19 protein-coding genes are annotated in these 21,492 nt (G+C 69.1%); 4 read left to right on the forward strand and 15 right to left on the reverse strand.

Annotated features, from left to right (window positions below; translation table 11 throughout):
• Window positions 1–102: 102 nt before the first annotated feature.
• The gene (locus tag BMZ25_RS06115) at window positions 103–1,134 is read left to right on the forward strand and encodes a sodium:calcium antiporter (protein WP_092690198.1); all 1,032 of its coding nucleotides are present in this window, start codon (window positions 103–105) and stop codon (window positions 1,132–1,134) included.
• 136 nt (window positions 1,135–1,270) lie between these two features.
• On the opposite strand, the gene BMZ25_RS06120 is transcribed toward BMZ25_RS06115, so the two are convergent.
• The 9 genes from BMZ25_RS06120 to BMZ25_RS06160 form a co-directional block, all read right to left on the reverse strand.
• Window positions 1,271–2,455, reverse strand: coding sequence for an OpgC family protein (locus BMZ25_RS06120; protein ID WP_092690201.1), 1,185 nt, complete (start codon window positions 2,453–2,455; stop codon window positions 1,271–1,273).
• Complete coding sequence (gene mdoH / locus BMZ25_RS06125; RefSeq protein WP_092690203.1) at window positions 2,448–4,268, reverse strand: glucans biosynthesis glucosyltransferase MdoH; 1,821 nt, start codon at window positions 4,266–4,268, stop codon at window positions 2,448–2,450. The genes BMZ25_RS06120 and mdoH overlap by 8 nt, the downstream gene beginning before the upstream one ends.
• A 2-nt stretch (window positions 4,269–4,270) precedes the next feature.
• Window positions 4,271–4,456 carry a hypothetical protein gene (locus tag BMZ25_RS06130; protein WP_092690208.1) on the reverse strand — a complete coding sequence of 62 codons (186 nt, stop codon included), beginning with the start codon at window positions 4,454–4,456 and terminating at the stop codon, window positions 4,271–4,273.
• A complete protein-coding gene (locus BMZ25_RS06135; RefSeq protein WP_328586835.1) occupies window positions 4,456–6,120 on the reverse strand; it encodes an OpgD/OpgG family glucan biosynthesis protein in 1,665 nt (554 codons plus the stop codon). Before BMZ25_RS06135 ends, BMZ25_RS06130 begins: the two co-directional genes overlap by 1 nt.
• A 241-nt stretch (window positions 6,121–6,361) precedes the next feature.
• A complete protein-coding gene (locus tag BMZ25_RS06140; RefSeq protein WP_092690213.1) occupies window positions 6,362–7,312 on the reverse strand; it encodes an ABC transporter substrate-binding protein in 951 nt (316 codons plus the stop codon).
• Window positions 7,313–7,346: 34 nt separating this feature from the next.
• Window positions 7,347–8,348: an ABC transporter permease gene (locus tag BMZ25_RS06145; RefSeq protein WP_092690218.1), complete on the reverse strand. Its 1,002-nt coding sequence runs from the start codon at window positions 8,346–8,348 to the stop codon at window positions 7,347–7,349.
• Window positions 8,345–9,850, reverse strand: a complete 1,506-nt coding sequence (locus BMZ25_RS06150; RefSeq protein ID WP_092690223.1) for a sugar ABC transporter ATP-binding protein — start codon at window positions 9,848–9,850, stop codon at window positions 8,345–8,347. The genes BMZ25_RS06145 and BMZ25_RS06150 overlap by 4 nt, the downstream gene beginning before the upstream one ends.
• On the reverse strand, window positions 9,847–11,004 hold the full coding sequence (locus BMZ25_RS06155) for a Gfo/Idh/MocA family protein (protein WP_092690226.1): 1,158 nt from the start codon (window positions 11,002–11,004) through the stop codon (window positions 9,847–9,849). The genes BMZ25_RS06150 and BMZ25_RS06155 overlap by 4 nt, the downstream gene beginning before the upstream one ends.
• Entirely contained in the window at window positions 11,001–12,059 is a 1,059-nt protein-coding gene (locus BMZ25_RS06160; RefSeq protein ID WP_092690229.1) for a sugar phosphate isomerase/epimerase family protein, read from the reverse strand. The genes BMZ25_RS06155 and BMZ25_RS06160 overlap by 4 nt, the downstream gene beginning before the upstream one ends.
• A gap of 153 nt (window positions 12,060–12,212) precedes the next feature.
• Between BMZ25_RS06160 and BMZ25_RS06165 the strand changes: the two genes are divergently transcribed.
• The 3 genes from BMZ25_RS06165 (at window position 12,213) to BMZ25_RS06175 (ending at window position 16,350) form a co-directional block, all read left to right on the forward strand.
• Window positions 12,213–13,238 (forward strand): LacI family DNA-binding transcriptional regulator, encoded by a 1,026-nt coding sequence (locus tag BMZ25_RS06165; RefSeq protein ID WP_092690231.1) that lies wholly within the window; start codon window positions 12,213–12,215, stop codon window positions 13,236–13,238.
• A 77-nt stretch (window positions 13,239–13,315) separates the two neighbouring features.
• Window positions 13,316–15,346: an ATP-dependent helicase gene (locus tag BMZ25_RS06170; protein WP_092690235.1), complete on the forward strand. Its 2,031-nt coding sequence runs from the start codon at window positions 13,316–13,318 to the stop codon at window positions 15,344–15,346.
• A gap of 62 nt (window positions 15,347–15,408) precedes the next feature.
• Window positions 15,409–16,350: a DUF808 domain-containing protein gene (locus BMZ25_RS06175; RefSeq protein WP_092690238.1), complete on the forward strand. Its 942-nt coding sequence runs from the start codon at window positions 15,409–15,411 to the stop codon at window positions 16,348–16,350.
• 4 nt (window positions 16,351–16,354) lie between these two features.
• Here BMZ25_RS06175 and BMZ25_RS06180 read toward each other — a convergent pair whose 3' ends face one another.
• From BMZ25_RS06180 to BMZ25_RS06205, 6 genes are read right to left on the reverse strand one after another with little or no spacing between them, the layout of a single operon-like run.
• Window positions 16,355–16,672, reverse strand: coding sequence for a hypothetical protein (locus BMZ25_RS06180; protein ID WP_092690242.1), 318 nt, complete (start codon window positions 16,670–16,672; stop codon window positions 16,355–16,357).
• An 11-nt stretch (window positions 16,673–16,683) separates the two neighbouring features.
• Window positions 16,684–17,382, reverse strand: coding sequence for an orotate phosphoribosyltransferase (locus BMZ25_RS06185; protein WP_092690244.1), 699 nt, complete (start codon window positions 17,380–17,382; stop codon window positions 16,684–16,686).
• Complete coding sequence (gene pyrC, locus BMZ25_RS06190; RefSeq protein WP_092690245.1) at window positions 17,379–18,431, reverse strand: dihydroorotase; 1,053 nt, start codon at window positions 18,429–18,431, stop codon at window positions 17,379–17,381. The genes BMZ25_RS06185 and pyrC overlap by 4 nt, the downstream gene beginning before the upstream one ends.
• Entirely contained in the window at window positions 18,428–19,714 is a 1,287-nt protein-coding gene (locus BMZ25_RS06195) for a Zn-dependent hydrolase (protein WP_092690248.1), read from the reverse strand. The genes pyrC and BMZ25_RS06195 overlap by 4 nt, the downstream gene beginning before the upstream one ends.
• Entirely contained in the window at window positions 19,711–20,655 is a 945-nt protein-coding gene (locus BMZ25_RS06200; protein ID WP_092690253.1) for a dihydroorotate dehydrogenase, read from the reverse strand. Before BMZ25_RS06200 ends, BMZ25_RS06195 begins: the two co-directional genes overlap by 4 nt.
• Entirely contained in the window at window positions 20,649–21,491 is an 843-nt protein-coding gene (locus BMZ25_RS06205; RefSeq protein ID WP_092690256.1) for a dihydroorotate dehydrogenase electron transfer subunit, read from the reverse strand. The genes BMZ25_RS06200 and BMZ25_RS06205 overlap by 7 nt, the downstream gene beginning before the upstream one ends.
• Between the last annotated feature and the right edge of the window lies 1 nt (window position 21,492).

Consider the following 21,492-nt stretch of genomic DNA (forward strand, 5'->3'; position numbering starts at 1 on the left):
GTCGTGCCGTGTGAGCACGGGCATGCCAAAACCGAACGCCGTCAGGAACCCCGGCGGCGGCGGCCAGTTGGAGATAGTGCTTCGAAGGGGACAGGACCACGCATGATCGCTGAATTGCCGATGCCCGCCATCTGGGCCATCTTCGCCGCTTGCGCCGCCGTCATCGGTATCGGCGGCACCGCGATGACCCGGCTGGCCGACATCATCGCCGACCGCACCGGGCTGGGAGAGGCCACGACAGGCGGCATCCTGCTGGGTGCGGCGACCTCCCTTTCGGGCAGCGTGGTGTCGATCACGGCCGCGCTGGACGGGCGGGCGAGCCTTGCGTTCTCGAACGGCGTGGGCGGGATCGCGGCGCAGACCGCGTTCCTCGCCCTGGCCGATGTGGTGCACCGGCGCGCGAACCTCGAACATGCTGCCGCCGAGCTGGCCAACGTGTTCCAGTGCGGCCTGCTGATCCTGCTGCTGACCCTGCCCTTCGTCGCGGTCACCTCGCCCGAGTTCACCGTGTTCGCGGTGCATCCGGTGTCCTTCGCCATCCTCGGCGTCTACCTTGCCGGGGCGTTCGCCGCGCAGAAGGTCCACGACGAACCGATGTGGCGCCCGATCCGCACCGAAGAGACCCGCGTGGACGCCCCCGAGGACGACGAGGAGCCCAACCGCAGCGTGAAGGGCCCGGCGCTGAAATTCGCCGGCCTGATGGCGGTTCTGGGCTGCACCGGCTGGGTTCTGGCCAACACCGCCGGGGTGATCATCGACGAGCTGGGGATCTCGGGCTCGATCGTGGGCGCGCTGATGACGGCGACGGTGACCTCCCTGCCCGAGCTGGTGACGACCATCGCCGCCGTGCGCCGGGGCGCGCTGCAGCTGGCCGTGGGCGGCATCATCGGCGGCAACACCTTCGATACCCTGTTCCTCGTGGCCTCTGACATGGCCTACCGCGAGGGCTCGCTCTATCACAACGTCGATACGGCGGACCTGTTCTGGGTGGCGATCGGGCTGGTGCTGAACGGCATCCTGCTGATCGGGTTGCTGATGCGAGAGAAGCGGGGCACCGGCAACATCGGCTTCGAGAGCCTGAACATCCTGCTGATCTACGTGGGCGCGGTGGCGCTACGGTCGCTGGTGGGCTGAGGGCGCCGGCCGCCGCGCTGCGGTCCGGGTGCCTTTGGCGTGGCGTGGGCCGGTGCCGGTTCAAGTCGGAGCGGTCATTTCCCCGGCTCGGTAGATGCGGCGGACGCCTCCGGTCCTGTCCTGATCGCCGGAGGGATCAGCCCGCCGCGCGCACCGGCTCGGGGTCGGCCGGGACGGGCCTGGGGGCGGTGCGGGTGGCGCGCGCCTCCTTCGCGGCGGCAAAGCCAAGGAGCAGCGCCACACCCGCCCCGATCAGCAGCGTGTCGAGCACCAGCCCGCCCGGCGTGATCGTCTTGACCCCCTGCACCGTGTAGCCCAGCAGCGTCGACAGCGCGAAGACCGGCAGCGCCTGCCGCCCCAGAAGCGCGATCGGCGCGGCGCCGCGCTGTTCGCACAGGCGCTTGAAGACGGGAAAGCCCGCGACAACCGCGAACAGCGCGAAGGCATGCAGCAGCCGCGGCACGGCGATGTGCGTCTTGTTGAACGACGTCAGCAGCGACGACAGGCCCGCCTCGTGCCCGAGCCAGAGCAGGTGGTTGCCGCTGGCGCCGAGCCAGTCCCATTCGCGCCACGCCAGCGCCAGGACGAGCCCGAACAGGCCGACCCAGCGCAGCCAGCGCAGATGCCCCCAGGGACCGGTCTTGGCGCGCATGGCGATGCCGGTCAGCAGGCCCACGACGAACAGCAGCTGCCAGCAGAACGGGTTGAGGAACCAGCCCCCCTCGCTCGGCCAGTCGGGGATGTTGACCCGCCAGTGCCCCGCCAGCGCCCAGAGCGCGACCGAGCCCGCCAGCAGCCAGGCGGGACGCCTGACCCCGGCGGCTATCAGCGCGGGCGTCACCAGCAGGAGCGCGATGTAGAGCGGCAGGATGTTGATGTAACCGAGCTGGTGACTCAGCAGCGGCACCGCCAGCAGGAACTGTCCCGGCGCCTCGAACATCAGGTCGATGCCGTGCTTGTGCAGCAGCTCGGGCGCGGCGAACACCGCCGCGAAGGTGGCCGCGATCAGCAGCGCCACCACGGTGATCAGAAGGTGCGTGAAGTAGAGCGTCCGCGCCCGCGCCCAGATCCGCAGCGTCGTCTGCCAGGCGCTCGCGCCGCGCTCGCGCAGGCCGGGGGAATAGGCCAGTCCGGCAGAGATCCCCGACATCAGGACGAACCCCTCGGCCGCGTCGGAGAAGCCGAAGTTGCGGATCGTCAGCCCCTCGAACACGTTCGGCGGCGAGTGGGTGATGAAGATCGTGATCAGGGCAAGGCCGCGAAACACGTCCAGCCGCTGATCACGGCGGGACAGCGGCTTGCGGACAGCGGGGTCAGCCACTCGAGGCACTCCAGCCGCCCGCGGGAACAAGGGGCTCCGACGGCGGCGCGGCGTCGTTCGGAGGCGCGTCGCGATCCTGCCAGCGGGCGAGGATCTGGGACTGCAGCACGGTCACGGGGGCGGGCGCGACCTCTTGGGGAACACGGAACAGGCCAAGGGCCGCGCTGGGTTGCGAGGTCCACCAGATGATGACGGGCGACAGGATCAGCGGCAGCGCCACCGGCAGAAGCCACAGCACCAGCCCCGGCGCGGCGAGCGCGGCGAAGGTCAGGAGCGCGACGCCGATGACGACCATCCACCAGCAGCCCCGCGCCGCGGCGCCGAGCGGCACGCTGCCGTCGTCGCGGCCGGCAGCCGGCCAGCCGCCGTCGCGCCCGGCGAGAATCTGCCCGATGGCGCGCACGGTGAAGACCAGCAGGATCGGCGCCACGAGGCTGGCCAGCGCCACCTCGGCCAGCGCCGACAGCGTGGCCCGCCCCGCCCCGCCGAAGCCGCGCGCGCGGCCCCGCAGGGCGGCGTCGACCACGATCAGCGCCTTGGGCAACAGCAGCAGGCCGGCGACGCCGATGGCCAGTTCGAGGGCGCGCGTCGTCTCGAGACCGGGGAACACGGGGAACGACCAGCCCTGGTGCGGGAAGTAGTTCGTCGCCGCGGGCAAAGCCGCCGCCGCGATGGTCGCGACGAGGAAGCACAGCCAGAACAGCGAGGCGACATAGGCCAGGATGCCCTGCACGAAGACGAAGCGGCTCCACAGCCGCAGGCGGGGCGCGCCGATCAGGCGGGCGTGCTGCAGGTTGCCCTGGCACCAGCGCCGGTCGCGCTTGGCGTGGGCGATGAGGTTGGCCGGGCCTTCCTCGAACGAGCCGCCGAGGTCGTCGTCGAGCCGCACGATCCAGCCACCGCGGGCCAGGAGCGCGGCCTCGACGTAATCGTGGCTGAGGATCGGGCCGCCGAAGGGCGGGCTGCCCGGCAGGTCGGGAAGGCCACAGCACTCGGCGAAGGCCCGCATCCGGATCATCGCGTTGTGGCCCCAGAACGGACCCGTCTCACCCTGCATGCGGGCGACGCCGCGGGAGAACACGGGCGAGAACAGCGCGCCCGAGAACTGGGTCGCACGGGCGAAGAGACTTTGCGAGTTGATGACCAGCGGCACGGTCTGCAGCAGGCTGAGACGAGGCTCGGCCTCCATCCGGCGGAGCATCTCGATCATCGTCTCGGGCGCCATCAGGCTGTCGGCGTCGAGCACGAGGACATGGTCCCACGCCCCGCCCGAGCTTTCGACGAAATCGCGCAGGTTGCCGGCCTTACGCCCGACGTTGGACTCCCGCCGACGGTAGAAGATGCGACCCTCGGCGTTGCGGTCGGACAGAAGGCGCAGAAACCACTCGGCCTCGGCTTCGGCGATCTCGGGGTCGGTGGTGTCCGACAGGATCGCGAACTGGAAGAGCTTGCCCTCGGGATAGGCGCTGAGGGCGGAATCCATCGCCGCGATGCGCGAGAAGGTGTCGGCGGGATCCTCGTTGTAGATCGGGATCGCCACCACGCAGGTCTCGGTCGGGGTGGTATCTGGGGCCAGCGTCGGGACGGCATGGCCGGACCGGCGCGGCGGCAGGCCCAGAAGCGCCTGGGCGGCGCCCCATGCCAGCCAGAAGGTCGCGCCGAACAACGCCAGGTCGGCGAGCGCGCCGATGATACCGGCGCGGCTGCCGCTGTTGACGTTGTACAGGATGACGGCGGCGGCTGCGCAGGCGAGGCTGCCCAGCACCGCGGCCAGGCGCATCGCGGCCGCATTGGACGGTCGCGGCGTGCTCATGGTCAGACGCGCATCCGGGGCGCGGCAAGGCTGAGGACCGGCGGGGTGCCGATCTCGTGCTGGCGAAGCATGGTCTGGTCGGGCATCTTCATGGGCGCGCGCGGCAGCTCACCCAGCCGCGCGGCCACATCGGCCAGCGAAGTGTCATGTCGAAAGTCGAGGTCTTCGAAACTACGATCTTTGGGCATCACGCATTGATCCATTGGCAGAGCCAGACTTCGGAAAGCTTTTTCCCGAAGCCGGCGACGTGCGCCGACATTTCCACAAGCTCGTCGGCCGGCGCTTCGACATCGAACGCGAGTCTCCACGCCCCGGTTTCCTCCAGCCGATGGAGCGTGGCCTCGCGTATCTCTCCCCCTTGCGCATTAACTACCGGACGGATCGCCGGTTCCCCCGGCGGGGCCGCTGCGTCATCTTCCGCTCGCGGCGGTTCGGCGGCTTCCGGCGGCAGGTCGGCCAACATGCCACCAACGAAGTCTATTACGAATTTCCGAGTGTTTTCAGGGCTTTCGACACCTGCGACGCCCCCTGCCCCGGCATGGGTCGCCTCGGCGAACGCCAACGTCTGGTCCCGTTCCGGGGGCAGATCCCCCCAGCTGAGGCGATAGGCGAATTCCAGCTCATCCCCGGCGGCGGCCGGAATTTCCGGAATCCAGAAGGACACGATGTTGTCGTTCGCTTCGGTTTCGGTCGGAATCTCGATCAGGCGCACGACCCCTTTGCCCCAGTCGCCCTGCGGCGTGACGTCGAGCGAGGGCCGCCGGTCGTAGCGCGCGCCGTCGTCCTCGAAGTCCTCGAAGCTGCGGCTGCGCTGGTGCAGCCCGAAGCGCCGCAGGCTGGTCTCGGAGAAGTACGAGCCGGTCAGCCGCGGCGGGTTGTTCAGGGGCCGCCACAGGATGTCGCCGTCGGACCGCTCGATCAGCAGGCCGTCGCTGTCATGCACCGCGGGCCGGTAATCGTCGAAATCCGACCGGTTGCGGGCCGAGTAGAGGAACATCGAGGTCAGCGGCGCGATCCCGAGCTGTCCGATCTCGGTGCGCGGGAAAAGCCGCGCGGTCACGTCCATCTCGGTCGTGGCGCCGGGGCGGATCACGATGCGGTAGGCGCCGGCGATGCTGGGCCCGTCGAGCGCGGCATAGATCGTCATCGCGCCGGGATTCACCTGCCGGTCCAGCCAGAAGGCGGTGAAATCGGGGAACTCCTCGGGGCGGCGGGTGGCGGTGTCGATCGCGACACCGCGGGCGCTGAGGCCGTAGACGCTGTGCCGGCCGAGCGCGCGGAAATAACTGGCGCCTAGGAACGAGACGAGCTCGTCGTAATGGTCGGGCCGGTTCAGCGGCGTGTTCAGCCGGAAGCCCGCGACACCCGGCAGCTCGTGGTTCGCGTCGACCTGATCGGACAGTTCGTCGGCATAGCGGAAGTCCTCGGTCGTGAAGGTCATCTCGCGCGCCTCGCCGTCGACCACCTCATGAAGCTTCACGGGGCGTTCGAACAGCCAGCCGAGCGGAAATGCCTGAAGCCGGTAGCGCGCGTCCTCGTCCTGCGCCCAGCGGGTGCGCGATTCACGGAAGCGTACCTTGCGGTAGTCATCGTAGCTTTCGGGACGGAAGTAATCCTCGGGGACGGGCCGCGCCTCGAACGCGGTGCCGGCGGCCTCGCGCATGCGGTCGGTCAGCGCGTCGAACGAGAAGGGCTCTCCCGCCTGCTGGGGCGCTGTCGCGTCGTCCTGCGCCGCGGCGAGATGCGGGCGCACCGACACGGTCGCGCCGAGGGCGGCCGCGAGCGTCAGCGCCTGGCGCCGGGTGAGTGAAGTCTCGGGCGTCAGGGACGTCTCGGGATCGGACATGGTCATGGAAGCGGGCAAACCCTTCTTCGGCGTGTATCTTCGGACATATGGTCAAGCGATGGTGTGACTTCACCCCATGCGCAACGTCTGGACCCCCTGCCGGGCGGTCGAACGGCGAAGGATTGCCGAGGCAGGGGGCATGTGCCCCAATAATGAGCAAGTTGCACGAAAACGCCCGGCACGAGGGTCCGTGCCGGGCGTCGTGGGAACTGTCGAAAAAAGGCCGCCATGTGCGGCCCTTGGCCGATCAGAACGGGCTGTCGGGGTAGTAGTACTCTTCGGCGTTTTCCTGCGTGATCAGCTCGGACCCGATGATGAATTCGCCCGAGACCGGGGCGCTGCCGACGAAGTTCAGCGCCGTCATCTCGATCGCGGTGGCGATCATCGCCGGGGGATAGGTCACGTCGGCGGGCACCATCTCGTCGCCCTCCATCACGCGCTGGATCATCTCCTTCATGCCGGCGCCGCCGAGCACGAACTGGATGTCGTCGCGGCCCGCCTGGTCGATGGCGGCCAGCGCGCCGACCGCCATGTCGTCGTCCGAGGCCCAGACCGCGTCGATCTGGCCGTGGCGCGACAGGAAGTCCTGCATCACGGTGAAGGCGTCGTCACGGTTCCAGTTGCCGTGCTCCATGCCGATGATCTCGATGCCCGAGCCGTCGATCGCCTGCTGGAACGCCTCGACACGCTCGTTGTCGATGGTCGTCGGGATGCCGCGCAGGACGACGATCTGGCCGCCGTCGGGCATGTTCTCGACGAAGTACTCGCCCGCCACGCGGCCGAAGCCGGGGTTGTCGCCGGCGACGTAGAGATCCTCGATGTTCTCCTGGCTGAGCCCGCGGTCGACCACGGTGACCCAGATGTCCTGCTCGGCGACCGAGGCGACGGGGCCGGTCAGGGGCTCGGACTCGAAGGGCAGGACGACGAGGGCGTCGATGCCGCGGGCGGCGACCATGTCCTCGATGTCGTTGACCTGCTGGCCCGGATCCGGGGCGGTGGACAGCACGAAGTCGAGGTTGTCGTAGCGCTCGCCGAGCTGCTCGACCGCCTGCTGGGCGTGGAAGTTCATGCCCCCGGCCCAGCCGTGGGTCGCGGCAGGGATCGACACGCCGATCGTGGCGCTCTCCTGCTCCTGCGCCACGGCGGGCAGCGCCGTGAGCATCGTCGCGGCCAGAGCCGCCTTGGTAATGTGTTTCATGGTCTCTCCTCCCTTCGGAATGGCCCCTCCGCCGTCAGCGGGACACGTTGGTCCCGCGTTGCATGACGACGGCGAGGATGATGATGACCCCCTGGATCGCGCCGTTCAGGTACGGGCTCACCACGTCGGTCAGGTTAAGAATGTTGCCGATCAGGCTGAGGATCAGGACGCCGATCACGGTGCCCCAGACCCGGCCGAAGCCGCCTTTCAGCACGGTGCCGCCGATAATGACGGCGGCAATCGCCTCGAGCTCCCACAGAAGGCCGGTGGAGGACGAGGCCGATCCGAGGCGCGGGACGTACATGATCGTCGCCACGCCCACGAGCAGGCCGAGCAGCACGTAGGTGGCCGTGCGCACCCGGTCGACATGCACGGCCGAGTACCGCGCCACCTGGTCGTTCGAGCCGATCGCCGCGCAATGCCGCCCGAACGCCGTCTGCCGCATCGCGATCTCGCCCACGATCGCCACGAGGGCGAAGACGATGATCGGCCACGTCACGCCGAGGATGCCGCCGTAATAGACCGGCCCGTAGAAGGTGCGCAGGTCGAAATCGAGCGACAGCGTGCCGCCGTCGGCGAGCCACGTCACCAGGCTGCGATAGATGCCCATCGTGCCCAGGGTGACGATGAAGGCCTCGATCCGCCCCCTCGTGATCAGAAGGCCGTTGATCGCCCCCGCCGCCAGTCCCGCGACGAGCGCCGTGAGGATCCCGACGATTACCGTCATCAGCCCGACGCCCATCACCGACATCGTGGCGTTCATCACGATGATCATCAGACCGGCGATGAAGGCCGCCATCGAGCCGACCGACAGGTCGAGCCCCCCGGCGGTGATGACGAAGGTCATGCCCACGGCAATGATGCCGATGAAGGCCGATCGCGCCAACACGTTGGTGATGTTGCCGGGGCTGAGGAAGTTGGTGTTGATCAGCGTCCCCAGCACGATCAGCGCGATCAGCGCCAGGACCGGGCCCAGTACGTGAAAGTCCAGACGACGGCCGCCGCCGGTCTGGGTCGTGGTGTCCGCCGCGCTCATGCCGCTGCCTCCTTCGCGTCCAGCCCCATAGCGAGCCGCACGATGGGCTCGTCCCCGATGTCGTCGCCGGTGAGTTCCCCGGCGATGCGGCCCTGCGCCATGACGACGACGCGATGGGCCAGGCCGATCACCTCGGCCATCTCTGACGAGACGACGATCACCGCCTTGCCCTCGGCCGCCAGGCGCTGGATGATTCCGTAAATCTGCTGTTTCGTTCCGATGTCGATGCCGCGGGTGGGCTCGTCGATGATGACGATGTCCGGCTCGGCCAGCATCGTCTTGGCCAGCAACAGCTTCTGCTGGTTGCCACCCGAAAGCTGCCCCGCCAGCATCCCGCGGTCGCCCGCCCGGATGTCATAGCGCGAGATCGCGTCGGTCAGTGCCTCGTCCTCGGCCCGCTTGTCGATGGTGACGCCCGAGAACCGGTTCAGCGCCAGTAGCGTCAGGTTCTCGGCCAGGTTCTTGTTCAGCAAGAGCCCCCGCCCCTTGCGGTCCTCGGTCAGGTAGACGAGGCCCGCGGAACGGGCCGCGGCGACGTTGTTGGGCGGCAGCTTGCGCTCGCCCACATGGACGCTGCCGGTGGCCTCGCGCAGGCCGACGACGCCCTCCATCAGCTCGGTCCGGCCCGCGCCGACGAGCCCGGCAAAGGCCAGCACCTCGCCGCGCCGCAGGGTGAACGAGGCGTCGCGCACGTGGCCGGGCACGCTGAGGCCCTGCACGTCCAGCACCGTCTCGCCCGAGGGTTCGGGCGCCTTGTCCGGATAGAGGTCGCTCATCTCGCGGCCGACCATGGCGCGGGCCATGTCGTCCTCGGTCAGGCCCTCGGCCTCTTGCGCCATCACCACGGACCCGTCGCGCAGCACGGTCACGCGGTCGGCGATGCGCGCGATCTCGTCCAGCTTGTGCGAGGTATAGAGGATTGCGGTCCCCTCGTCCCTGAGCCGCGCGATCAGGTCCAGCAGGATGTCGGTCTCGCGCCGGGTCAGCACCGCCGTCGGCTCGTCCATGATGAGGACGCGGGCGTTGCGCCCGAGCGCCTTGGCGATCTCGACCATCTGCTTGTCCGAGACCGAGATCTGCGACACCCGGAGCGTCGGGTCGAGATGGCAGTCCAGCCGCTCCAGCCATTCGCGCGTGCGTGCGCGCATGGTGGTCTTGTCGAGGAACAGCCCCTTGGTCAGCTCGCGCCCGAGAAAGACGTTCTCTTCCACGGTGAGCTGTTCGGTGAGATTGAATTCCTGGTGGATCATCACGACGCCGGCGGCCTCGGCCTCGTCCGAGGCCGAGAACGAGACGGTCGATCCGTCCAGCTCGACCGTGCCCGAGGACGGCGGCAGGTAGCCGCCGAGGATCTTCATCGTGGTGGACTTGCCCGCGCCGTTTTCACCGATCAGGGCGTGGACCTCGCCGGGGCGAAGATCGAAATCGACCCCATGCAGCACTTCGATCCCGCCGAAGCTGCGCGAGACGTCGCGGATGGCGAGAAGCGGCGCATCGTTCATCCCAGGCCCACCCACGCGGCATCGTCCTTGGAGGAGGTCACGCAGGCCGCGACGAAGCGCACGCCGAACATGCCGTCGTCGATGCCGGGGAAGTGGACCCCGGCGGGTGGCGTCGCCCCGGTGCGGTGCGCGGTAATCGCGTGCGCGGCCTCGGTATAGATGTTGGCGAAGCCTTCCAGATAGCCCTCGGGATGGCCGCCGGGAATCCGCGACACGCGGGTCGACGCCTCGGAGGCGCCGGCGCCGTTGCGGGTCAGCAGCCGCTTGGGTTCGCCGAAGGGCGTGTGCCACAGGCGGTTGGGCTCTTCCTGGTACCATTCCAGGCCGCCCTTCTCGCCGAAGACGCGCAGGCGCAGGGCGTTCTCGTGCCCCACGGCGACCTGGCTGCACCAGAGCATCCCCTTGGCGCCGCCGCTGTAGCGCAGCAGAACGTGGGCGTTGTCGTCGACCTTGCGGCCCGGCACAAAGGCGTCGAGATCCGCGGCCAGCCGGTCGATCTCGAGCCCGGTGACATATCGGGCCAGGTGGATGGCGTGGGTGCCGATATCGCCGGTGGCCCCGCCCGCGCCCGAGCGTTCGGGATCGGTGCGCCATTGCGCCTGCTTCACATCTGGCATGTCCTCGGCCAGCCAGTCCTGCGGGTATTCAACCTGCACGACCCTCAGCTTGCCCAGGTCGCCGTTCGCGACCATCTCGCGCGCCTGCCGGATCATCGGATAGCCGGTATAGTTGTGCGTCAGCACGAACAGCGCGTCGGCCTTCTCGACCTCGGCCGCCAGCGCGTTGGCGTCGTCCATCGTCGCGGTCAGCGGCTTGTCGCAGATGACGTGGATGCCCACCCGCAGAAACGCCGTCGCCGCGGCGGCGTGCATATGGTTCGGGGTAACGATGGCGACGGCCTCGATCCCGTCGTCGCGGGCGGCCTCCGTCCGGGCCATCTCTTCGAAGTCGGAATAGATGCGGTCGTCGGCCAGGCCCAGCTCGCGCCCCGACGCCTGCGCCTTTTCGGGGGTCGAGGACAGCGCCCCGGCCACCAGCTGATAATGCCCGTCGATGCGCGAGGCGATGCGGTGGACGCCGCCGATGAAGGCGCCCTGCCCCCCGCCGACCATGCCCAGCTTGATCGGTCCTGTGCGGTCGGAATATCTGCTCATCGATCCAGTCCCAGTATCCGGCGGTTGGCGGCGTCGTCGCTGCCGCCGTCCGCGAAGTCGTCGAAGGCGCGCTCTGTCACGCGGATGATGTGGTCACGGACGAAGGCCGCGCCCTCGCGCGCGCCGTCCTCGGGGTGCTTCATGGCGCATTCCCACTCGACGACCGCCCAGCCGTCGAAGTCCATCGCCGTGAGCTTGGAGAACACCGCGCCGAAATCCACCTGCCCGTCGCCGGGGCTGCGGAAGCGGCCGGCGCGGTCGACCCACGACTGGTAACCGCCGTAGACGCCCTGCCGTCCGGTGGGATTGAACTCGGCGTCCTTGACGTGGAAGGCGCCGATCCGCTCGGCGTAGATGTCCAGATTGTCGAGGTAGTCGAGGCACTGCAGCACGTAGTGCGACGGATCGTAGAGCATCATCGCCCGCGGATGGTTGCCCGTCCGCTCGAGGAACATCTCGTAGGTGATGCCGTCGTGCAGGTCCTCGCCGGGATGGATCTCGTAGCAGACATCGACGCCCATCTCGTCGGCGTGGTCGAGCAGCGGCTTCCACCGCGCGGCGAGTTCGTCGAACGCCGCCTCGACCAGCCCCTGCGGTCGCTGCGGCCACGGATAGACGTAGGGCCAGGCCAGCGCGCCCGAGAAGCTGGGCAGCGCCGTCAGGCCCAGGTTGCGCGAGGCGGTCAGCGCCTTGCGGACCTGGTCGACCGCCCATTCCTGCCGCGCCTTCGGATTGCCGCGCACCGACGGGTCGGCAAAGCCCTCGAACACCTCGTCATAGGCGGGATGCACGGCGACCAGCTGCCCCTGGAGATGCGTCGACAGCTCGGTCACAACGACGCCGTTCTCGGCGGCGACGCCGGCCCAGTCCTCGCAATAGCCGGTGGACTCGGCGGCCTTGTCGAGGTCGATCAGCCGCGCGTCCCAGCTGGGCACCTGCACACCTTCATAGCCGCACTCGGCCGCCCACTTGGTGATACCATCCCAGGAATTGAACGGCGCTTCGTCCCCTGCGAATTGCGCAAGGAAAAGGCCAGGGCCTTTCATCGTCTTCATGCTGTCCTCCCGTCCGGTCGCGGCGTGTGGCCTGCCAACCGTTGTCCTAGCGAAAGGGAAGCACATGATGTAATCGTTTACAAGACGCGATTTTCTGGACGTCGCCCGCGGCATCCCGCTAGTCGCGTGCGGCAGCTTAGCGAAAGGAAGGCCGTGGACAAACGGGCGATCAGCATCCGTGACGTGGCACAGGCCGCCGGTGTCTCGACGGCCACGGTCAGCCGGGCCCTGAACGCGCCGGGCCGGGTCTCGGAAGAGACCCGCCGCGCCGTGCTCGAGGCGGTGAAGGCCACCGGATACAGCGTGAACCCGGCCGGACGGAACCTGCGCCAACGGCGCACCGGAAGTGTCGTGGCGTTGGTCCCGAACATCGCGAACCCGTTCTTCTCGGCGATCCTGGCGGGCATCTCGTCGGTGCTGCGACCCGCCGGGCTGAACCTGCTGATCGCCGACACACTGGCGGGCGAGAACCGCGAGGGGCCGGTGCGCGACTATCTCGACCGCACGCGTTCGGACGGGGTGATCCTGTTCGACGGCAACGTCTCGCCCACCGCGCTGGAGCCGCGCGCCGGGGTCGAGACGCCGCCGCTGGTCATGGCCTGCGAGTGGCTCGAGGGACGCCCCCTGCCCCATGTCGGAATCGACAACGCGGCCGGCGCTCGGGTGGTGACCGAGCACCTGCTGAACCTCGGACACCGCGACGTCGCGCACGTGATGGGACCGCCCGAGAACGTGCTGACCCAGACCCGCGCCGAGGGCTACCGCACGGCCCTGGCCGAGGCCGGCCTGCCCTGCCGCGACGACTGGATCCTGCCCGGCGACTTCAGTCTGGCGTCGGGCGCCCGCGCGGCGGAGATGTGGCTGGCCCTGCCCGACCGGCCGCGGGCGGTGTTCTGCTCGAACGACGAGATGGCGTGCGGCTTCATCTCGGCGCTGGCGGCGAAGGGCGTGTCGGTGCCGCGCGACGTGTCGGTCGCGGGGTTCGACGACATCGAACTGGCACAGCACGTGCATCCGCCGCTGACCACCCTGCACCAGCCCCGCCGCGCATTGGGCATCGACGCGGCCAAGCTACTGCTCGACCTGATCGCCGCGCCCGAGCTGTATGGCGCGACCCACCGGATCGAGCCCGTGGAACTGGTGCGGCGCGGCAGCACCGCGGCGCCCGGCGACGGCTGACGCCGCGCAGGACAGTTCACCTTTCGTTCGTTAACCGCTAGGCTACCCGTCAGGCAGGGGCAGAGCGAGGGGCCGGCATGGATACCGCATATCTGGACGGGCTGAACGACAACCAGCGGGCGGCGGCGTCCTTTGGCGCCAGCGACGGCGCCCTGCCCCCGCCGCTTCTGGTGATCGCGGGGGCCGGGTCGGGCAAGACTCGCACGCTGGCCACGCGGGTGGCGCATCTCGTCACCCACGGCGCCGATCCGCGGCGCATCCTGCTGATGACCTTCTCGCGCCGGGCCGCCACCGACCTGATCCGCCGCGTCGAAGAGATCACCGCCCGCACCGTCGGCCCCGGCTTCGCCAGCGAGGCGCTGACCTGGGCGGGCACGTTTCACGCCATCGGCGCGCGTCTCTTGCGTGAGCACGCGGCCTCGATCGGGCTCGACCCCGAGTTCTCGATCCACGACCGCGAGGACAGCGCCGACCTGATGAACCTCGTCCGGCACGAGCTGGGCTTTTCCAAGACCGAAAGCCGCTTTCCCGCCAAGAGCACCTGCCTGTCGATCTATTCCCGCACCGTGAACGCCGAGGCCGAGCTGGCCGACGTCCTGCGCGACCACTTCCCGTGGTGCGCCGGCTGGGAGGACGAGTTGAAGCGGCTATTCAGCGGCTACGTCGCGGCCAAGCAGGCGCAGAACGTGCTGGATTACGACGACCTGCTACTGGCCTGGGCGCAGGTGATGACGGATCCCGATTTCGCCGCGCATATCGGCGCCACGTGGGATCACGTCCTGATCGACGAGTACCAGGACACCAACCGCCTGCAGGCCCGCATCCTGATGGCGTTGAAGCCCGAGGGCCGCGGGTTGACCGTTGTGGGCGACGACGCGCAGTCGATCTACGCCTTCCGCGCGGCCACGGTGCGGAATATCCTCGACTTTCCGGCCGCCTTTTCGCCCCCGGCCCAGATCGTCACGCTGGACCGCAACTATCGCTCGACGGGGCCAATCCTCGCCGCGGCGAACGCGGTGATCGGCGAGGCGGGCGAGCGGTTCACCAAGGACCTCTGGACGGATCGCGAGACCGGCGCCAAGCCGCGCCTCGTCACCCTGTCCGACGAGGCCGACCAGGCCCGCCATGTGGTCGACGAGGTGCTCGACGCGCGGGAACGCGGCGTCCGGCTGCAGGAGCAGGCGGTGCTGTTCCGCACCGCCAGTCATTCCGGCCAGCTCGAGGTCGAGCTGACGCGCCGCAACGTGCCGTTCGTCAAGTTCGGCGGGCTGAAATTCCTCGATTCTGCCCATGTGAAGGACCTGCTCGCCGTCCTGCGCTTTGCCACCAACCCGCGGGACCTGGTGGCGGGGTTCCGGGTGCTGCAGCTGATCCCCGGCGTCGGCCCCACCTCGGCCGCACGGGTGCTGGACGCGCTCGACGCCGGAAAGGCGCTGGCCGACGTGGCGCCGCCGCCCCGCGCGGGCGACGACTGGCGCGCGCTGGTGACGGCGCTGGTGGGGTCGGAGGCCTGGCCCGACGCCCTCTCGCGCGCCCGCGCCTGGTACGATCCCCATCTCGACCGGCAGCACGAGGACGCAATCTATCGCCGCGGCGACCTGGAGCGGCTGGAAGAGATCGCCTCGGGCTATCCTTCGCGCGAGCGGTTCCTGACCGAGCTGACGCTCGACCCGCCGGACGCCACCGGCGGCCAGGCGGGGGTGCCGCTGAAGGACGACGATTACCTCATCCTGTCCACGATCCACTCGGCCAAGGGGCAGGAATGGACCTCGGTCTTCGTCCTGAATGCGGTCGACGGCTGCATCCCCTCGGACCTCGGCACCGGCACCACCGAGGAGGTCGAGGAAGAGCGGCGCCTGCTCTACGTCGCGATGACCCGCGCGAAGGAGAGCCTGAGCCTCGGCATGCCCGTCCGCTTTCACGTCACCCAGCAGAGCCGGCGGGGCGACCGGTTCGTCCACGCGCTGCGGACCCGTTTCATCCCCGACACGATCCTGGACCGGTTCGACCGCGTGACGCCCACGGCCACCGGCGCCAGCCACCGCGACCGGCGCCCCGCCCCGGCCCCGATCGACGTCTCGGCGCGAATGCGCGGGATGTGGACCTGATCGTGTTGCCGGGGGCGCGGGCGCCGCTATCCTAGACCGCAGGCAGGCAGGAAAGGCTGAGCATGAGTGGACTTCTGGCGCTACTGGACGACGTGGCGGCGATCGCCAAGGTCGCCTCGGCCTCGGTCGACGACGTGATGGGCCAGACGGTCAAGGCATCGTCCAAGGCCGCGGGCGCCGTGATCGACGACGCCGCCGTCACGCCGAAATACCTGCACGGCTTTTCCGCCAAGCGCGAACTGCCGATCGTCTGGAAGATCGCGCGGGGCTCTATCTTCAACAAGCTGGTGATCCTTCTGCCCGTGGCGCTGCTGCTGACGGTCTTCGCGCCGTGGGCGATCCCGCCGCTGCTGATGCTGGGCGGGGCGTATCTCTGCTTCGAGGGGGCCGAGAAGGTGTGGCACGTGGTCAACCCGAAGGACCACCATGCCGAGGAGATCTACGAGGAGAAGAAGGCCGACGCCCATCTCGAGGAGAAGAAGGTGAAGGCGGCGGTCAAGACCGACTTCATCCTCTCGGCCGAGATCATGACGCTGGTTCTGTCCGCCCTGCCCGCCGAGATGTCGATCTGGTCCGTGGCCGCCGCGCTGGCGCTGTCGGCGGTGATCATCACCGTGGCGGTCTACGGCGCCGTGGCGGTGATCGTGAAGGCCGACGATGCCGGGCTGGCGATGGCCGCCGAGGGCAATGCCGCCTTCACCCGCCGCCTCGGGCGCGGCATCGTCCGGGCGATGCCCTGGGTGATGAAGGGCCTGATGATCGTCGGCACCGCGGCGATGATATGGGTCGGCGGCTCGATCATCGTGCACGGCCTGCACCAGCTGGGCTGGCACGCGCCCACCGAACTGATCGAGCACGTCGCCCACACGTCGGACAACGGCGCGATCCAGTGGATCATCACCGCCTTTCTCGACGGGGTGGTCGGGCTGGCCCTGGGGGCGGTACTGATCCCCCTCGTGACCTACGTGATCTCGCCCGTCACCGCCGCCTTCGGCCGCGCCTGAGCGCTCAGCGCTCGGCCGCGATGCGCGTGGCCGTCTCGTTCAGGGCGGCCATGCGCGCGTCGGTGCCGCTAGTCTCGTACGCCTCCTGCAGCCGCGAGACATGGCCGCTGAACCGCTCGTACGCGGCCTGCACGTCGTCGGCGGTGATCGGCATCCGCTCGTTCCGCGCGACGAAGCTCTCGGCCGCCATCGCGATCATCAGGTAGGCCGCGGCGTGGTCGGGGTCTGTGCCGGCCTTGTCGTAGGCCTGGGTCGCACAGCGCTGGTAGGCATGGATGCTGCGGCCCATGTCGTTGAGGATCTGCACGAATTCTTCGAACATCTGGCTTTCCTTCAGATCATGATTTCCGACGCGCCGCCGTGATTGCCGGACCAGCGCAACGGGTCGGAGAGGAAGGCGTCGACCTCGGCCAGGACGGCCGGATCGAAGCGGTTCTCCTCCGAGCAGAGGGTGAAGACGTCCCGCCATGTGGCGAGGGAATGAAGCGTCAGGCCATGCTCGGCCAGCCGCGTGCGGGTCTGCGGGAAGATGTCGTACTGGAACAGCACCAGCGCGTGACCCACCTCGGCCCCTGCCCGGCGCAGCGCCTCGCAGAACCGGATCTTGCTGCCGCCGTCGGTCGTCAGGTCCTCGACCAGCAGCACGCGCTCGCCGTCCTTCAGCCGCCCCTCGACCTGCGCGGCGCGACCGAATCCCTTGGCCCGCTTGCGGACATACTGCATCGGCAGGCCCATCTCGGCGGCGATCCAGGCCGCGAAGGGGATGCCCGCCGTCTCGCCGCCCGCCACCGCGTCGAACCGCTGGAAGCCGGCGTCGCGCAGGACGGTCGCCACGGCGAAATCCATCAGCGCCGCGCGGATTCGCGGGTACGAGATGATGCGTCGGCAATCGATGTAGACAGGGCTGGCGATACCCGAGGTGAACATGAACGGCCGGTCCGCATCGAACCGGACGGCGTCGATCTCGAGCAGCATCCGAGTCGTCTTGAGTGCGATCTCGTCGCGGTCGCCGAATGTGCTGGAAAAGGTCATTCCAACGGCTCCGCGCGCCAGTGCACGTCGAAACCGGGATCGAATACCTCGACATCCATTCCCTCGGCCGACACGCGGGTCGGCAGGTCGACCGGTTCCTCCGAGCGGACGAGACGCGTGCGGGCCGTCGACGTCGGCAGGCCGTAGAAGTCCGGACCGTGGCCCGCCACGTAGTCGGGCAGCCGCTCGAGCGCGCGCTCCTGCTCGAAGATCTGCGCCAGGATGCCGAGCGCGACGGGCGCGGTGAAACAGCCCGCGCAGCCGCAGGCGGCCTCTTTCGTGTGGCGCGGATGGGGCGCGCTGTCGGTGCCGAGGAAGAAGCGCGGATCGCCCGACATGGCGGCGGCCCGCAATGCCAGCCGGTGACGCTCGCGCTTGAGCACCGGAAGACAGTAATTGTGCGGCCGGATGCCACCCGCAAGCAGCGCGTTGCGGTTCAGAGCAAGGTGCTGGACCGTCATCGTCGCCGCGATGTCGCCACCGCTGTCGCGGACGTAGTCGATCCCGTCGGCGGTGGTGACATGCTCCATCACCACGCGCAGTTCCGGCAGGCGGCGGCGGAGCGGCGCCAGCACGCGCTCGACGAAGACGGCCTCGCGGTCGAAAATGTCGATCTCGGCATCCGTCACCTCGCCGTGGACGCAGAGCGGCAGGCCGATCTCGGCCATCTTCTCGAGCACCGGCATCACGCGGTCGATGTCGCGCACGCCGCTGTCCGAGTTCGTCGTCGCCCCGGCGGGATAGAGCTTCATCGACACGATCTCGCCCGCGGCATGGGCCGCGGCGATCTCGTCGGGATCGGACGCCTCGGTCAGATACATCGTCATCAGCGGCTCGAACGGCGTCCCGTCGGGCACGGCGGCGAGGATGCGCGCCCGGTAGGCGCTGACATCGGCGCGGCTCACCACCGGGGGCACGAGGTTCGGCATGATGACGGCGCGACCGAAATTACGGGCCGAGGCGGGCGTCACCGCCCGCAGCATGGCCTCGTCGCGCAGGTGCAGGTGCATGTCATCGGGGCGCGGTATGACGATCTCGGCGCGGGTCATGGCGCTCCTTTCGAGAGATAGGCGTCGATCACGGCGACGGCGACGAGGAAGTCGTCGATCTCCATCGCTTCGTTGGGATTGTGCGAGCCGTTGCGGTTCCGGACGAACAGCATCGCCGACGGGATGCCCGACTGCGCGAAGATCGCCGCGTCGTGGCCGCCCCCCGACGGCATCACGAACGGGTCGAGCCCGAGGCCGGACATCGCGTCCTGCAACGCCGAGACGCGATCGGCGGCCATGGCGCCGGGCGCCACGGCGACCTCGTCGCCCAGCTCGAAGCGCACGCCGCGCGCGCGCTCGACCTCGGCGATCTCGTCCCTGAGCAGGGTGCGCATGTTGTCCAGCACCTCCGTGTCCTGCGAGCGGACGTCGAGCGAGAAGGTCACCTCGTCGGCGATCCGCGACATCGCGCTGCGTTCGGGGTCCGTGTTCACCATCCCGGCGGTCAGCACAAGATCTCCGCCCTGCTGCAGGATCGCCAGCCAGCTTTCGTCGAGCCGCGACAACAGGTCGGCCATCGCCAGAACGGGGTCGTGGCGATAGGCGCGGGGCACGGCGCCGGAATGGCCGGCCTCGCCGATGCAGCGCACCGCCCGGTGGCGGAAATTGCCCCGGATGGCCGAGACGGCGGCGACGGACAGGCCCTTCTCGATCAGCAGCGGGCCCTGCTCGATGTGCAGTTCCAGGTAGTCTCGCATCCGCCCCTCGGGCAGCAGCGGCTCGCCGGCGCGGACCCGGTCCATGTCGATGCCGATATCGGTCATGTGCGCGCCCATCGGGCGGCCGTCGCCCTTGTGCGGCGAGTCGATCTCGGCCGCGCTCAGCACGCCGGTCAGCGCCTTTGACGCGTTGTAGCAGGGCCCGAACCAGGCACTTTCCTCGCCGCGCATGGCCAGCACCTGAACCGGGCGGGCGAACCGCCGGCCGGCCCGCCGGGCGCGGATCAGGCAAACCAGCCCGGCGGCCACGCCTGCCAGACCGTCGAAGTTGCCCCCCATCGGCACGCTGTCGACATGGCTGCCGACGACCGAGGCACCGGGTGCATCCGCGTCCTCGGGCAGCGCGATCCACAGGTTGCTGCCCGCGTCCCAGCCGATCGACAGCCCCTCGTCCACGGCCAGCGCTGCGAGATGCTCGAGGATCTCGGTCTCCTTGTCGGAAAAGGCGGGTCGGCTGACGCCCTCGCGGTCGGGGCTGAGGGCCGCGACGCCGTCGAAGATACGCATGGCAAGCTCGCGGCCGGCATCGTCGGCCAGGGCCGCCGCCTCGGGTGCGGCGCTCATGGCGCGGCCTCCATGAACACGACGCCGTCGGCGGCCTCCTCGTCGCGGACGCTGCCGACAAGGTCCGAGATCCGCGCGATCCCGGCGTGGTGCATGTACTCTGCCAGCCCGTCGATCAGGCGCGGCATCACCGTGGGATTGATGAAGGTGGCGGTGCCGACCTGCACTGCACTGGCGCCGGCGATCAGGAACTCGACCACGTCCTCGACCTCGCCGATGCCGCCGCAGCCGATCACCGGGATATCGACGGACTTGGCGCATTGATAGGTCATACGCAGGGCGATCGGCTTCATCGACGGCCCCGACAGGCCCCCCATCAGGTTGCCCAGCTTGGGCCGCCGGGTGCGCACGTCGATCGCCATCGCCAGCAGCGTGTTCGACACGACGAGCGCGTCGGCGCCCGCCGCCTCGGCGGCCTGCGCGACCTCGATCGTCTCGCCGGTGTTCGGCGTCAGCTTGGCCCAGAGCGGCAGGTCGGTGGCGGCGCGCAGCTTTTCCATCACCTCGGTCGTGGTGCGGGGCCGCATCGCGAAGGCCTTGCCGTCCTCCTCTATGTTCGGGCACGAGATGTTCACCTCGATCGCGGCAACGCCGGGCAGCGTCACGTCCGAGCAGAGCCGCGCGAACCCGTCCGCGTCGTTGGCCGAGATCGAGACGACCAGCGGCGTCTCGTAGGCGGCGTAGTGCGGCAGGATCGTGCTCTTGAAGTAGTCCAGACCCTTGCTGGGGATGCCGATCGAGTTGAGCATCGAGCCCTGCACCTCGCAGACCCGCGGCGTCGGGTTGCCGCCCCGGATTTCCCGCGTGATGGTCTTGGTGACATGGGCGCCAAGGCAGTCGAGGTCGAACACGTCGGCCAGATCCTCTGAGAAGGTCCCCGAGGCCGGCATGATCGGATTCTTCAGCGTCAGCGCGCCGAGGCGGGTCGTCAGGTCTACCATCCCATCGCCTCCTGCAGGTCGAAAACGGGGCCCTCGCGGCAGACGCGTTCGTGCACGATGCCGCCCTCCCGGCGGAACGAGCGCACGCAGCAGTGGCACATGCCCAACCCGCAGGCCATCTGCTGCTCCAGCGCGATCTCGCCGGGAATTGCGTGGCGCGCGCCGATGTCCTGTAGGAGCGTCAGGATGCGGTTGGAGCCGCAGGTATACATCGCGTCCAGACCGCCTTCAGCGATGCGCCCCTCGATCACCTCGCGCAGCGCCTCGACCCCCGAGGTTCCCGCGTCGTCCGTGACGGGGATGACTTCGGCGCCCATCGCCTCGAACTCGGCGATGGACATCAACAGCGCCTCGGTCCGGGCGCTGCAGATGGCCGTGAGGGTGCAGCCGGCCTCGCGCGCCTCCTTGGCGAGCGGGGCCAGCGTGGCCAGCCCCACGCCCCGCGCCACCAGAAGCAGGTTCTTCCAGTCCTCGCGGATCGTGAAGCCGTTGCCGAGCGGTCCCAGCAGGTTGACCTCGGCGCCGTCGCGCAGCTCGGACAGCGCGCCGGTGCCCTCTCCGGTGACCTTGTAGAGAAACTTCAACTCACCGGCGGCCGGGTCGAAGCAGTAGATGCTCATCGGGCGGCGCAGATACGGGCGGAAGCTCTCGCCCGTGGGGCACAGGATGTGAAAGAACTGGCCCGCGCGGCAGTCCAGCATTTCCGGCGGCGCATCCAGCACCATCAGGCGGTAGTCGCCGGTGACGATGTCGTTGCTCTTGATCCGGGCCATGCCCTCGGCCACGGGCCCCTTGCGCAGGGCGCCCCGTGTGGGCATTTCGATGACGGTTTCCATC

It is taken from the genome of Tranquillimonas rosea, assembly GCF_900111315.1.
Lineage (GTDB): Bacteria > Pseudomonadota > Alphaproteobacteria > Rhodobacterales > Rhodobacteraceae > Tranquillimonas > Tranquillimonas rosea.